The sequence below is a fragment of the Agrobacterium sp. 5Ca50 genome (genome assembly GCF_055381905.1).
Genome location: NZ_AP026439.1, coordinates 20,200 through 34,596, shown reverse-complemented (window position 1 = coordinate 34,596; position 14,397 = coordinate 20,200). Strand labels below are relative to the sequence as shown.

Annotated in this window: 9 protein-coding genes; 2 read left to right on the top strand and 7 right to left on the bottom strand. The window is 53.9% G+C overall.

The annotated features are described in order from the left end of the window. Window positions 1-309 precede the first annotated feature (309 nt). On the top strand, window positions 310-1,560 hold the full coding sequence (locus tag ACZ5FM_RS17850) for an MFS transporter (RefSeq protein ID WP_464040800.1): 1,251 nt from the start codon (window positions 310-312) through the stop codon (window positions 1,558-1,560). 119 nt (window positions 1,561-1,679) lie between these two features. Here ACZ5FM_RS17850 and ACZ5FM_RS17845 read toward each other — a convergent pair whose 3' ends face one another. The 6 genes from ACZ5FM_RS17845 to ACZ5FM_RS17820 all read right to left on the bottom strand — a co-directional run bounded on the left by ACZ5FM_RS17845 (window position 1,680) and on the right by ACZ5FM_RS17820 (window position 11,911). After that, window positions 1,680-4,463 carry a TonB-dependent receptor gene (locus ACZ5FM_RS17845; protein ID WP_464040799.1) on the bottom strand — a complete coding sequence of 928 codons (2,784 nt, stop codon included), beginning with the start codon at window positions 4,461-4,463 and terminating at the stop codon, window positions 1,680-1,682. A 111-nt stretch (window positions 4,464-4,574) separates the two neighbouring features. Further along, entirely contained in the window at window positions 4,575-5,570 is a 996-nt protein-coding gene (locus ACZ5FM_RS17840) for a FecR family protein (RefSeq protein ID WP_464040798.1), read from the bottom strand. 102 nt (window positions 5,571-5,672) lie between these two features. After that, window positions 5,673-6,188, bottom strand: coding sequence for an RNA polymerase sigma factor (locus tag ACZ5FM_RS17835; protein ID WP_464040797.1), 516 nt, complete (start codon window positions 6,186-6,188; stop codon window positions 5,673-5,675). Between the two features lie 441 nt (window positions 6,189-6,629). Next, the gene (locus ACZ5FM_RS17830) at window positions 6,630-8,558 is read right to left on the bottom strand and encodes a methyl-accepting chemotaxis protein (protein WP_464040796.1); all 1,929 of its coding nucleotides are present in this window, start codon (window positions 8,556-8,558) and stop codon (window positions 6,630-6,632) included. Between the two features lie 447 nt (window positions 8,559-9,005). Continuing rightward, entirely contained in the window at window positions 9,006-10,949 is a 1,944-nt protein-coding gene (locus ACZ5FM_RS17825; protein WP_464040795.1) for a methyl-accepting chemotaxis protein, read from the bottom strand. Between the two features lie 596 nt (window positions 10,950-11,545). Beyond that, on the bottom strand, window positions 11,546-11,911 hold the full coding sequence (locus tag ACZ5FM_RS17820) for a winged helix-turn-helix transcriptional regulator (protein ID WP_250985014.1): 366 nt from the start codon (window positions 11,909-11,911) through the stop codon (window positions 11,546-11,548). A 77-nt stretch (window positions 11,912-11,988) separates the two neighbouring features. Between ACZ5FM_RS17820 and ACZ5FM_RS17815 the strand changes: the two genes are divergently transcribed. Next, on the top strand, window positions 11,989-13,014 hold the full coding sequence (locus tag ACZ5FM_RS17815; RefSeq protein ID WP_464040794.1) for a saccharopine dehydrogenase NADP-binding domain-containing protein: 1,026 nt from the start codon (window positions 11,989-11,991) through the stop codon (window positions 13,012-13,014). Window positions 13,015-13,321: 307 nt separating this feature from the next. Here the strand turns inward: ACZ5FM_RS17815 and repB are convergent, their stop codons facing one another. Then, window positions 13,322-14,389 (bottom strand): plasmid partitioning protein RepB, encoded by a 1,068-nt coding sequence (repB, locus tag ACZ5FM_RS17810; protein ID WP_250985012.1) that lies wholly within the window; start codon window positions 14,387-14,389, stop codon window positions 13,322-13,324. Between the last annotated feature and the right edge of the window lie 8 nt (window positions 14,390-14,397).

Here is a 14,397-nt window from a genome sequence, read left to right as displayed (position 1 = left end):
TTCAGCCAAAAACTCTATTTTCAGCGATGTCGCAAATTGGACAGTAATTTGTCGTTTCCGGCATTCCAATTTGGTCCCAATAAGACGAGATTGCCGCCGAATTTGATTATTCGGACTGGTTCAGCAACGACGCTGAAACGGTTCCGTCAGACTGGATTATCCCTTTGTAAAAACATCAGTATTTACGACCAATATGTCGTTACCTGTTTCCGGCAATGTCCAGCTTGATCTGTGTAAAACCCGATGAATGCCAATGTTTGCAGGTACTCATCAGCCTTCCCATATCCTCCCCCCTGAAATGAGATACTCATGTCTATGCAACTCCTGGCAAAGGTGTTGGCTCCGCTACTCGGCCTTTTTATTCTAAGTGTCGGAAATGGCTTCCTGTCATCGCTTACCACCCTGCGGCTTGACGCCAGCGGCGCATCCGCCAACATGGTTGGCATTGTTTCTTCAGCTTATTTTATCGGCCTCACGATCGGCGCTCTGTTCCACGACCGACTGATCGTGCGGATAGGTCACATTCGCGCCTATAGCAGTTTTGCATCGCTGGGCGTCGTTAGCATCCTGATGCAGGCACTGTCCCCGGACTGGACCGTCTGGATCCTCGCGCGTCTGGTGTATGGCTGGACGACAGTTGGTATTTTTCTTGTCATTGAAAGCTGGCTGTTGCTTGCCGCCGACCAGAGTGTACGCGGCCGTCTGCTGGCTTTGTACATGATTTCATTTTATGGCGCTGGCGCTCTCAGTCAGGTGCTGCTTGGATCCGTTGCAGGCCTGGGAGAAACTGCACCGTTCATCACCGCAGCGATGCTTGCCTCACTCTCGGTCCTGCCAATTGTGATCTTGCCGCGCATAACACCAACAGTAGAACGGGTGGAAGCACTCAAACCATCCCGACTGTTTCAGATGTCGCCGAGTGGCGTTATCGGCTGCTTTGGTTCTGGTGTCGCAATTGCGGCAATATATTCGCTTCTGCCGCTTTATCTGCAACATACTGGCCTGCAGGTTGAAGAGGTCGGTCACATGATGGCCAGCGTCATCCTAGGCGCTATGGTGCTGCAATATCCAGTGGGACGCTGGTCTGACCGGCAGGACAGACGTATCGTGCTGATCACACTGGCATTCATTTGCCTGTTGTTGTGTGCTGCCATTTTGTTGCTGCCACATACATCGACGACACTCATGATCACCATGTTCCTGTTCGGCGGCGGCGTGTTTGCCATCTATCCGGTATCGGTCAGCTTTGCGGCCGACCGCGCCTCATCAGAATCGCTGGTGCCAATCATTCAGGGTCTGTTGCTGATAAACTCCCTTGGTTCGGCAATCAGTCCAATCGCCATTTCGCCCGTCATGAACCATTTCGGCGCGTCCGGCCTGTTCTGGTCACTGGCTGTTCTCAACGTCGGCCTGATATCATTCTTCTTTTGGAGACGTGGTGTCCGCCCCGAATCGAACCATGTTGCGCCATTTGCAGCAACAACCGCGATGACGCCGGTTGGCGCGGAACTGCGTGTCACCGACGAAATGATCCAAGGCGTACACGACAACGAGACTTGATCGGTGTGAAGATGCGGCCTGAACATTCAGGCCGCATGCTTGCAAAAGTTTATTCGAGGTCAGACCCACCAATCCCGAGTGTCAGGCCAACGCCTTGCACCTCATTCAAAACGGTGAGATCAAAACTTTGCCGTCATGTTAACACGGAACGTACGTCCCGGAGACGGCATAAGACCAAGCGTCAATGCGTCCATGTAGTAAACGTCGGTAACATTATCGACGGCGAGGTCGATATTGACACTGTCATTGACCTTATAGCTCGCGAACAGATCAAGCAGTGTGTATTTCGACCAATTGACAACGGTCGTATAACCACCGGTGTCATTGTTGGTCATGGTTCCCCGGTCGCCAACAAAAGTCACACGTCCACCAGCTTCCAGAGCCTCTTCCATTAGCCGGACACCGGCTGTCAGCGAAGCGCTTTTGCGAGGCGGCAAATGCAGCTGGGCATAACCGTTCTGAATGCCGGAAGATCGGCAATTTACGCCAAGATTCAACTCTTCAGCACAAAACTCGGTCTTGTCGTAAACCGTGCCACCGATATCGAAGTAGCCCCACCCGACGTCATAACCGATCGACGCCTCGTAACCGCGAAACAAAGCGCTATCGATGTTCTTGACGGACACATCCGGGTAGTTTGTACGGGACAGATAGTCCTTCACATTATTGTTGAAATAGGACGCCTTGAACCGCACCTTATCCCCGCCAAGCAGAACATCCTCCTGAAGAACATTGATACCGATTTCCGTGTTGCGTGAATGCTCCGGTCTTACGCCAACCAGCGGGTTGGTATTGAATGAAAACCCGGTGGTCGATTCAAACAGGCTCGGCGAACGGATCGCTTCCGAATATTTCGTGTAAAACTGGATGCCGTCCCACGGCTCGAGCGTTGCGCCGATCATCGGCGCCCAGCCGCTGTTTTTCTCTTCGTTATGCAGGGTGGAACCATAATTGGTGTTGTTGTCATAAGACTGCGTCCACGTGTAACGGATCGCACCATCGAACTTCAGCCAATCGGTGGGTTTCCAATCGACGGCAGTAAATGCACTGGCTTCCTTGCGCCATCCGTCACGCGAGGCGAGCAATCCATTGGAATCAATATTCACATGACCGGATGGCGGTTCAATGGTCTCATACACAAAGGATCCGCCAACTGACACACCGACTTCGCCCCAGTCCGTGTCGATCTCAGATGTGTTGACGACGTCGAAACCGTAGCGTTTGGCGATATCCCAATAGGCCTGCGGCAACTCCAATGTTCCGCCGAAAGGAAAGCTGAAGGCATAAGGCGTAACAATCTTGGTGTCGGTGTCTGTCATCCAGAGGTTAGCTTTGAGATCGATCAGATCGTTTTCTTCCGGGTTCCATTTGTACCCGGCACGGTATGTGTTGACGGAAACCTCACTGAGAGGTGCCTGCGTTGCGCCATCAAAACGGATGATCACCGACGGCATCATTTCACCAAACATGCTGTGATACCGCATGTAGCTCATATCAAAGGTGTGGCCGCCGTCCAATTCCAGTTTCGACTTCAGCATATAGGACGTGTTATCCTGAGAGGTATTGAGAACCTCCTCACCGCCTCTATAGCGGTTCAGGCCATTTAGAGAGAAAACCGTATAGTCTGTAATCCGGTCCGGAGTGCCACTTCGTCCCGGACGAATAATCGTGTCATAGGATTTTTTCAGGACGGGTGTCCTGCCCCGCGTTCCGGCAAAATAGTTACCGTTCTTGCGTCTTGCATAGGCGCCGACGACCTCGAACATGTCATTGCGTCCGGCAATTGCGACACTACCATTGCCGGTGGTCGGGGTAAGAAAAGCAGGGCGGTCCAAACCGTAGGGGCTGCCCGAGAGCAAGTCATCAGGAATAGTATCGACGGCGCAGGGGGTGTAGTTGCAACCGGTAATGAAGCGGGACTTTGCCAAGGGCGGATAACCACCCGGCGTGCCAACGGCTGGCGGTGTGGTCGTATTGCTCATCAAGCCACCACGCACCCGAATACCCCAGTTTTTATCACCCTTGATAATATCGTCTGCATTGATGGTTTCCATGCGTACAAGGCCGCCGGTTGCGCCAACACCATAGACGCTGGCAGAGGGACCTTTTTCGATAACAACGCCACCAATCATGTCGGGATCAACATAGTTGCGTGAGGCGACGCCAGAATAACCGCGGTAAACCGTGTTCTGCTGCGTGGTGCCATCAACAACCACGGGAACACGGCCAAACCCCTGCATACCGCGAACGTTCACGTCGACAGCACCGCTGTTGCGGTTATCCCCGGTCAGAACACCCGGCGTTCCCTTGATAAAATCGCCAACCGACGATCCGCGAAACCGCTGAACCTTCTGTTCACTTAGAAACGCGCTGCTGCCGGCGTTGCGATAATTGGCATCCTCGTCGGCCAATACGCCAAGCGTTGCTATGCGCCCTGTCTTGCCGACGATCGTGATCGGATCAAGCAGTATTGAACCACTCGCATCGACGGGACCAGTCGCAGCACTGTCGCCGACAATCAACGCTGCAGAATTTGCTCCACTCAAACGGATGCTGACGCCGGTACCGGCAACAAGCTGCTGCAAAGCCTGCGATGGCGTGTAGCTGCCAGCAACAGCAGTCGAGGTTTTGCCGTTGACCAGCGCGGAAGAGTAGCTGATCTGCCAGCCGGTCTGGCGGATAAAGGCATTGATGGCGGATGACAGAGGCTGTGCAGGAATGGAGAACTTGACGGCATGATCGGCAACCAGCGCGGCATTCTGTTGAGCCTGTGCAAACGTGGTCGTGCCGGTAAAAACAAATCCCAGAACAGTGGATGCCATCAGCAGCGACACCACGCGCAAACGGCTTTGCTGTCTGCCAGCGGTCTTTGCAACGCCGCCTTCAAAATTCTTATGCCCCATTCCCAAACCCTTCTCATCAATTCCAAAGGGCCCTGCTCACATCATGTTGGCATGGGCCTTCGTATTCTTTGACGAACGAGGTGTGGCGAGTCGGAAAAAATAGTTGAGAATTTAACGAAGGATTATGATCCCGCCCGGCAGACGCGTCATGGAGACACCTGCTGCATCCGCGAGTGTCTGGATTGCAGCCTCAACATTGTCGAGACGATAGTTACCGGTCACAGCCAACTGGTCGTGACGTTTATCGACCATAACGACCGTACCTCTGTAGTAACGCTGCAATTCACTGAGCACGCGGGAGAAGGGTTGGTCTTCAAAAATAAGGCGGCCATCGCGCCATGCAAGCGCAGTTGATAGATCGGCCGGAGAGATGGCCGAAAGCGATGCTCCACTGGCAAAAATCATCTCGCCGGGGCGAAGATTGGCTTTCTCTGGCTGATTGCCGACACGGCGAACCTCGACAAGCCCGTGTTCCAGTACCACACGGTCGGCCTCATCGTCGCGACGCACCGAAAACGCCGTGCCCCTCACTTCGACTTCACTGTAACTTGCCACTACGCGAAATGGATGGGCCGGATCTGGCTTAACGTCAAAAAACGCCTCTCCCTGCAACAGCTTGATATTGCGCTTTCCATCAGCAAAATCGACGGCAACCGCAGACGCGGTATCCAGCGTCATCACCGATCCATCCGGCAGCGTCACGCTAGACCTGTCGCCAACGGTGGTGAGGTAATCAGCCTCCCACCGCAACATCATCACCGGATATTGCCATATACCGATGGCCATCACAGCGGCGGCCGCCATGGCAGCAAAACGGCGCGTCCAGCCAAGGTTTTTTGTTTTGACCTCCAGCTGCGGCACGGGTGTTGCCGGAAGGCTCTGTACTGCCTTTTTGAATGCGGGCGCTCCCCACATCTCTTCAAGTTCGCGATAATGCTGCGCGTGAAGCGGGCTCGTCGCAATCCAACGTTCAAAGGCAGCTTGGGTCGCCGGATCAGGTGTTGTGTTGCGCAGGCGGGCAAACCACTCCAAAGCGTCATCCACGATGGGATTATCGTGTTCGAAGCCGCTCTGGTTCATATCCTGATCGTCGTCCTGTGGTGCCACTCAAGCCGTCCAATTGATGCTGTTTTCGCGCCTTTTATATATGAGACGCTCGACGCGCTGAAATTCAGCAAAGAAAGTTATCCCGTTTTCAAAACCGGGGAGTTATCGACTGTCAAAGCGGGCAAGCGTTTCGCGGCAATGGGCCATGGCAAGCTTGAGGTCATTGAAAACGGTTCGCTCTGAAATATCGAGATGTTCGGCGATCTTTCGGTTGGACCACTCTTCGATCCTGCTCAGTCTCATCACGGTCTGCGTTCGCTCAGGCAATTCACTCAGCGCCTTTTGCAGCGCATGAAAACGCTCCCTATCCAATATTGCCGCCTCAATCGACGGCACATTGTCAGGAATGGTCTGCAGAAAATCGTCGCTCACACCATCGGCTTCATAGGTCGAGCGCATTTTGCGATGGCGCTGGTGATCAAGAGCCAAGTTGCGCGCGGTCTGGTGAAGGAATGCTTCAATATGGTCTATTGAGCCGTTTTCTATCGCCCGCCGGGCACGCAGATAGGCTTCCTGCGCGACATCCTCAGCGATCTGTGGATCACCAACGATCTTCATGACCGCCCAGATCAGGGAGCGTCGGCGAGACTGGAAAATTGCATTCAGGGCTGCGGACAAATCAGCCTCCCGCGCCCTTCAAATCTGTAAAGCCAAACACTACTGCACATGTCAATTTCGCCTGAGACGCTGGACGGCTTATGCGTTTGCAGCACCCGCGCCACAGGGCTTAGTCAAGGTCAAATGGGATTGCAACCATGCGAGACGACGCTGAAACATGCGCGTTTAGCCCCCCGCTAAAAAAACATGAGTATTCTACACATATTTTCTATTTGATTTTACTGCATGAATCGCGGTTCGTTCAGCCACAGCTGATGCTTCATGATTGGTGGCATTTTTTTGGAATGATGAATAAAATTTTCGTCATCGAATTGCATGTGGTACCGGCCTCCGCACACGATGCTGGAAAAGCGAATGTCGCAGCTGTGCATCCCCATCATTTCGTAACACGCAGTGACGGGGATGCAGTTCTTTCAAAGCATTACCTATCTCATGGGAAGATCAAAACTCTTCCCAGCTATCGGACGCCGTGCTGAGTGCCGCATTGCCGGAGAAGGCTGACGCCACCTTGCGTGCAAGATTACGTGCTGGTGATGCCGCTGGAACGTCGCGCGCTTGTGCTGGACGAACAGCAGCATATTGAGAACGGCCAGACAGTTTGAACTGCGCCAGAAGCGCATTCAGCGATGCAGCATCACGGGCAAGGCCGTGGCTGGCTGCGGTGGATTCCTCTACCATCGCCGCATTCTTCTGGGTGTCCTGATCCATCTGGTTTACCGCAGTGTTGATCTGCTGCAATCCGGAGGACTGTTCCTGTGCCGATTCAACGATTGCGTTGACGTGGCGGTTGATCTCCTGCACCTCAGCGACAATCGTTTTCAAGGCTGTACCGGTTGCGCCGACAAGTTCAACCCCGTTCTGTACCTGCTGGTTTGAGTTGTTGATCAAAGCCTTGATTTCCTTGGCCGCGTTTGCGGAACGCTGCGCCAATTCGCGCACTTCCTGTGCAACAACAGCAAAGCCCTTGCCGGCTTCGCCAGCGCGTGCTGCTTCAACACCTGCGTTCAGTGCCAACAGGTTGGTCTGGAAAGCAATGTCATCGATGACGCCGATGATATTGCTGATCTCGCCCGAAGACTTTTCGATCTGCTCCATGGCGGCAACGGCATTTTGTACAACGGTGCCTGACTTTTCAGCACCGGCCCGTGTCCGGCTGACCAGCAACCCGGCTTCATGGGCACGGCTGGCCGCATCTTTGACGGTCGTTGTGATCTGTTCAAGGGCTGCAGCTGTTTCTTCGACGGAAGCGGCCTGCTGTTCAGTCCGTTTGGCAAGATCGTCGGCGGCAGATCTGATTTCAGACGAACCGGCCTCAATGCTGCTGGCATTCTCAGCAACCTGTTCCAGCGCCAGCTGCAACTTGCTTGCTGACGCATTGAAGTCGCCGCGAACTCCATCCAGCACAGATGTGAAAGGCTGTTCGATGCGATAGACGACATTGCCGTCGGCGAGATTGCTGAGGCCTTTAGCAAGGTTTTCAACGGCAAACTTGACCTCGGATGCTTCGCGGGCACGCTGTTCTTCCCGTTCAACGCGCTCCTTCTCCGACAGACTGCGGTTTTCATCGGCTTGCAGTTCAAGGCGGGCCCGTTCAAGGGCATTATCACGAAAGACTGCAACGGCTTCGGCCATTTGGCCGATTTCATCCTTTCGTACGAGGCCGTCGATGTCTGAACGAACATCACCGGCGGCCAAAGACGCCATGCGTTCACGCAACCGTGCCATCGGCGCGGTGATACCTTTTTGAGCAATGGCGAGGCTGGTTGCAATCGCGATTGCGATGCCGGCCAACAAGGCGCAAGTCGTGTAAAGGATTGTTTGTGACACTGAATTCGATAGTTCTTCGCCACCTTTGGTCAAAGCTTCGGCCATAACGACATTGTTGGCACCGAATTTCGGTGACAGGTCAATCACGGCTTTGTCGAGCATCGCGGAAAGTTTTTCGACCTCTGCAGAGTTCCCCTCCGCATGGGCTTTCAGCACCTGATCACCAATCGATTTCAAATTGTCGACCAGAACGAGGATTTCGTTCATCGCCTCTCTACGAGACGGCACGAGGTCTGCCACCTGCGCAAGGCGCCCACGCGCGCCAGCAAGTTCCTTAGTAAAACGCTCGGAAAAGTCCTTGAAGGCGGGCGATGCTGGATTTTGAGCCAGCGCACGCGTGAGCCAAGTCGTCGCGGTCCAGGTTCCTGCTGCGCCACGGGGACCGTAGTTTGCACCAAGGCTTTCATGCTGGAGAAAGCCGAAATAGGCCGTGTTGGCCTCGGAAAACTTCAAAGTCAGGTGCATCAGACCAGCAAGTGAAATGAGGCTGAGAATGGCGATCGCCATAAGAAATTTGGTTTTGATTTTTAAATTTTGGAGCATCGGAAAAAACCTCGGTGCGGGGCAGAGGGACTAAGCGTTTGGCGTCAGGCATGTGAGGAAGAAAAAAGGAAACCGCCTGAAAAGGCGGCGCACATCATGCGCGCTGGTGACCAGATTTGGTCGCTATGTTCCAAGCCAAAATGCTAGGAGAAGAACAATAAGAAAATCTTACTTTTTGCTGCGCTGCAACATCAACGTCGAAAAAAAACTATCGTGATAACGGCGATGATCGACATTTTCGTCTTTTCGAAACCACAAAACCCGACAAAGCCGAGAATATTCTTTCCTATGCACGGCAAACTGACGGTTATATCGAACTCATAAGGTCCGATATGGGTCGCGTGCAAATGAAACCGCACAGGCTTAAAACAAAACCACCCCACCCGGACACGCCGGGTGGGGTGGAGTTGTCATCAAGATTCGTCAACCGCTAAGGCTGTACGACAATCAAAACTCTTCCCAGCTATCGGGAGAGGTCTTCAGCGCAGCATTGCCTGCAAATGCAGCCCGAACTTTGCCACCAAGCGCACGCGCCGGAGAGGCCGCCGGTTTATCGACTGGGGATGCCGGGCGAACGTTGGGAGAAGCAGAGCCATATCCATTGTCAGACAGCGTGAACCTGGACAGCAGCTGGTTGAGCGACAGCGCCTCGCGTGCAAGTCCGTGGCTTGCAGCCGTGCTTTCTTCGACCATCGCAGCGTTTTTCTGCGTGTCCTGATCCATCTGGTTAATAGCGGTGTTGATCTGTTGCAAACCGGATGACTGTTCCTGAGAGGATTCTGCAATCGCAGCAACGTGGCGGTTAATCTCCTGCACTTCAGCAACAATTACCGACAATGCATTGCCGGTCTCGCCAACCAACTGCACGCCCTGCTGTACTTGGCTGTTTGAGGTTGTGATGAGGTTCTTGATTTCCTTTGCAGCACCCGCAGAACGCTGCGCCAGTTCACGCACTTCCTGCGCAACAACCGCAAAGCCCTTACCGGCTTCACCGGCACGCGCGGCTTCTACACCGGCGTTCAGCGCCAACAGATTGGTTTGGAAAGCGATTTCGTCGATGACGCCGATGATGTTGGAAATTTCTCCTGCAGATTTTGCGATCTGCTCCATAGCCGCGACGGCCTTCTGAACCACCTCGCCAGACTTCTCGGCGCCAACCTTTGTGCGGCTGACGAGCTGGCCTGCTTCCTGCGCACGTTTTGTCGAGTCCTGAACCGTCGTCGTGATTTCTTCTAGTGCTGCAGCGCTCTGCTCAACAGCAGCCGCCTGCTGTTCTGTTCTTCTGGCCAGGTCATCAGCGGCGGACTTGATTTCATTTGCGCCAGCATCGATACCGCGCGCATTCTGGGCAACCTGGTTGAGCGTCGTCTGCAGCTGTTCTGCAGCTTTGTTGAAGTCGCCACGAATACCGTCAAGATTGCCAACGAAAGGCTGTGCAATCCTGTAGGTGACATCGCCATGCGCGATCTTAGAAAGAGCTGTGGCCAGATTATCGACCGCAAACTGCACGTCTCGCTCTTCCTGTTCTTTCTGCTTGGCGCGTTCAATTCGCTCTTTTTCAGACAGCGAACGATTGGCTTCCGTTTCATTCTCAAGGCGAATGCGCTCAATGGCACCTTCACGGAAGACCTGTACGGCAGCGGCCATCTGGCCGACTTCATCCTTGCGGTCCATGCCGTCAACGCCTGCGGCCGTGTCGCCATTTGCCAGCGAAGCCATCCGTTCGCGAAGACGGGCAATCGGCATCGTGATGCCACGCGACGAGACGTAAAGGCCAAGTGCAATCAGCAGACAGGACAGAATGACAATGCCGGTAATGCTCTTGAAAATCGTACTGTTGGTATTTGCAGTAAGCTCGTCGCTACCCTTGACCATTCTCTCTATGAGTTGCTCGTTACCGGCACTGATTTTTGGCGAAACTTCGCCCAGCTTCTTGAGGAGCTCCAGCGCCATCTTCTGAGCATCTGCAGTTTGTCCTGCCTGCATCAGTGCAATAGTGCGTTCTCCGACAGCCTGTACCTCTGCAACGCCGTTAAGAATGTCACGCGCCGCATCGGCGCGCGATGGAATAAGCTTTACGATCGTGTTCTGGCGTTCTTCAAGCTGCTTGCTGTCACCACGGAACGTCTTGACGGCGTTTTCAAAATCGCTGCTGCCAGCTTCATTGAGAGTGGCACGGAGAACCTGCATGCCCAAGGCATTGAGGTTACCGCTGGTTCTGGCGTTCAAGACCGCTGCAACACCGTTATTGGCGATGAACTCACTATAATTATTATCAGTGTGTTTGTATTGCAGGCTGACATAACCCAGGCCAGACAACGAAACGATACTCATCAAAGCAATTACAAAAACGACTTTTGTTTGTATCTTGGCATTTTTCAAAAACGACATATAGACCTCAAGCCAGACGGCCTCGAAACCGGCCCTACGGGGGCAGTTTGTGAGCACATGATAAGACATTGCAGGTAGGTGGGCCCACTCATCGGGCGACAAGCGGCAATGCTGTTGGCAACTGCATCATGCAGGGCAAGAGCGTGATCCGATTGTTCTACCGGCTCCAGCCTTGAAAGCGGGAACCTGCAAATTGTACATTTTGCGAAAAGTTTAAATTAAGTATTACTTTATTCATACAAACAATCATGGAAAGAGATTAAATCCCAATATTTCCAGTTATTTAGTTATGGCAGTTTGTGAGACGCACGGAAGGCTTGAACATCAGGAGGTCAGGCTCGCGGAGCGGCTCGACCGTCTTCTCAAGGTCGTCCGTTAGTTACGGGATATTGTGATGTCAGTGTGTCTGTCTGCATCGCTCCAGGAGATTGCGAAACGAGACGGGCCAACTCGTCGTCATTGAGTCCCATCCCTCTTATGCAAGAACCAAAGCAAGCGCTCCGGCGATGCCAAAAGCCGCATCAATATTTGCCCTTCATGTGTGTTCCCAAACAACAGTTTTTCGATCTAGAAAAATACGGCCCGTGAAAGGCTTCTCAGCGCGCCCACTCGTAAAGCCGCGATAGCATCTGCGTAATCTCCCGTCCTGCATCGGTCAGGGTATAAGTTGTCCGGCGGGGAAAGGTCGATGTGGAGGACCGGGTTACCAATCCCCTTTCGACAAAACCTTCGAGCCGCTCCGTCAGGACTTTCGGGCTAATCTTCGGCAGCGTCTCCATGAGTTCTGAAAAACCGAATTCACGATCGGAGAGACGCCAGAGGATCAACGCACTCCAGCGGTGTCCGAGAAACGTCAGCCAATCCTCAACCGGGCATTGCGACACATGGCGGGGTGCCTGTTTCGTGCCCACTGCCTCACCTCGCAGTCCCTGTTCTTCCCATTTGGATAGTTCAGTTGCCATCTGCTTTATCTGCCATCGGACCAATCGATTCGCCGGAACATAAATTTTTCGGCCTGACATGCAAAGGCGCGACACTAATGGGTGATAACACAACAATCCGACCGGGCGTCATGATCGTCGGCGGATATGGCCATGTCGGCAGCCAGATCGCTCGCCGTCTAAAGAAAGCCGGTCACTATGAGGTCTGCATCGCCGGCCGTGATGAAAACAAAGCCAATGCCATGGCCACGCGTTTGGGATGCAAAGCAACACAGCTTGATGTGCGCGATCCACAAACCTGGAGCAAAGCACTTGCCGCAATTAAGACGGTTGTTGTCTGCATTGACCAAACCGACACCGGCTTCATCGAACATGTTCTGACGAAGGGCTTGCGCTATATCGACATTACTGCCGACGATACGTTTTTCAGAGACGTCGAGCAGCTAGCCCAACTCGCCAGGGCATCAGGCGGAACGGCGCTTCTGTCCGTCGGTCTCGCGCCGGGCCTCACCAATCTGCTGGTCAAGGCCTGTGCCGAGAAACTGGATGACGCGACGGATGCGCGTATCGGTATCTTGCTCGGCCTTGGTGACACGCACGGACCAGCTGCCATCGACTGGACACTTCAGAATTTCAAACGCGCACCCATTGAAAAACTGCATTTCGGTAAAAATGACCGCCCGCACCCGGCAATGGAATTCAACTTCGCAGATCAACACGTGCTTCGCCGCACACGCGGTATCGGCAAGGTTAGAACATTGCTGACCTTTGATAGCGCGACTCTAAGTCGGATTTTATTCCACCTGCTGCCAGTCATGACAAAGAGCGCGTTTCTCCGCCGCCTGGTCAGCAAGAGCATGATGCACATCAGGCTCGGTTCTGATCGCACGGCTCTTTCAGTGGTGGTGACGGGCTCACGTAGTGGCCGCGAGGCCACGGCCACCATGTCACTGGAAGGAAGAGAGGAAGCGGCGATCACTGCGTTGGTCGCTGCAAACACCGTGCAGTTACTTACTGACACACCCATCGCGCCCGGCGTATGGCATATCGATCAAGTCGCGTCGATCGACCACTACAGCAATTGCCTAGCCGCCGAGGGCGTAACTTTCTCAGTCGTTGCGTAACACAACGCAATCGGTTTTGGACGTTGAGTGTGAAAGCAGGGACAGATTCTGTCCAACAAGCATAGCTGTGGCACGGAGAGCTATGTGGAGTTTGATGCTGATCTACACCCAAAACCGCACGCCCCGTCGTCAGGTTCTTAATCGGCAAAAATAGCGGCTTTTGCTTCGATTGCGAAGCTCAACGTCCAAATCCATCCGAAATGGCTGGTTCAATCCCAGTTCCAGCCTGCGAGAATCCAGTGTCATCGGTGTAAAAGCCAGAGCGCAACATATTGAACACACGCAGATGTGCTCTGGCCTGTTCCGATCAGCGCTTAGCAGTATGCGCCGTGTATTCCCGCGACAGCAGATCGACGACCTTCTCGATAAATTCCGGATCAATTTTTCCGACAAAGTCGATCCGCGGCGCTTTGCCATCGACGCGCAGTGTCGCAAACACCTTCCCCTTACCGTCGCGGAGTTCACGTGGACGCTGGGTTTTCTGTTTGGCAGGCGGGCGGGCCGAAAGTCGTTTGAACAGCAATTCAAACCGCTGGTCGCTTTGCGATGTGCCGAAACGATCTGTGCCGATCTCGTCCATGGCGTTGCCCTGAGCGGTATCACTCTGCAGCATCTCACCCAACTTCATCCAACGATCACGGCCGGCCTTGGGAGCAGCCCCGATAATAGTGATGAACCGGGCTGGCACTTTTTCCACCACCTGCATGAGGCGGGAGAGTTCGCTTTTCTGAACCGAAAGCGCGTCACCGATCACCTTACGATCAAACCCGCGCTCCGCGAGGTTTCTGGCAAAAATTGCTCTCTCGATGAAGGAAAGATTACGGCGTTCGGCATTTTCCTTACCCTGCGCCAAAACCAGCTCATCATCGCTCAAAGAGCGAATGATTGCCTTGACCGGCTGCCCCAGTTTAAGCGCCGCACGAATACGACGGTGACCATAGGCCGTCTGGTAACGACCTTGTTTTTCCGGATGCGGACGCAGGAGAACCGGCACCTGCTGGCCACTTTCGCGGATACTTTCCAGCAGCACCGCAAAGTCTTCATCATCTACACCCGCCACACTCAGACGGTCCTCGACGAATGAGGCATCGATCTGCGCTGGATCAACGGCCAGAACGTGCTCGCCGTCGCTCATGGCCTGGCGCAGCGCCCTCGCCTCTTCGGCTTCACGGGTCATTGAACCAAGCGACAGGCCCATGGCACGAACTGCACCAGAGGCGCTGCGCGCCGGTGCATTTGTCTCTGTATTGCTGACCGGAGCCACTGGTGCGGGGCTGGCAGGTTTGACTTCCGGCGCAACAGCCGGTGTTGTCGTAACAGGCAGAGAGCCGCCAAACAAAGCCTTGAGTTCGGTTTTACGGGAGTTTCCAACCATCTTCGTCA

Bases quoted from the DNA above. Each gene is read 5' to 3' on its own strand.
- ACZ5FM_RS17825 (WP_464040795.1), bottom strand. From the start codon at position 10,949: ATGTCGTTTTTGAAAAATGCCAAGATACAAACAAAAGTCGTTTTTGTA.
- ACZ5FM_RS17815 (WP_464040794.1), top strand. From the start codon at position 11,989: ATGGGTGATAACACAACAATCCGACCGGGCGTCATGATCGTCGGCGGA.
- ACZ5FM_RS17850 (WP_464040800.1), top strand. From the start codon at position 310: ATGTCTATGCAACTCCTGGCAAAGGTGTTGGCTCCGCTACTCGGCCTT.
- repB (WP_250985012.1), bottom strand. From the start codon at position 14,389: ATGGTTGGAAACTCCCGTAAAACCGAACTCAAGGCTTTGTTTGGCGGC.
- ACZ5FM_RS17820 (WP_250985014.1), bottom strand. From the start codon at position 11,911: ATGGCAACTGAACTATCCAAATGGGAAGAACAGGGACTGCGAGGTGAG.
- ACZ5FM_RS17845 (WP_464040799.1), bottom strand. From the start codon at position 4,463: ATGGGGCATAAGAATTTTGAAGGCGGCGTTGCAAAGACCGCTGGCAGA.
- ACZ5FM_RS17830 (WP_464040796.1), bottom strand. From the start codon at position 8,558: ATGCTCCAAAATTTAAAAATCAAAACCAAATTTCTTATGGCGATCGCC.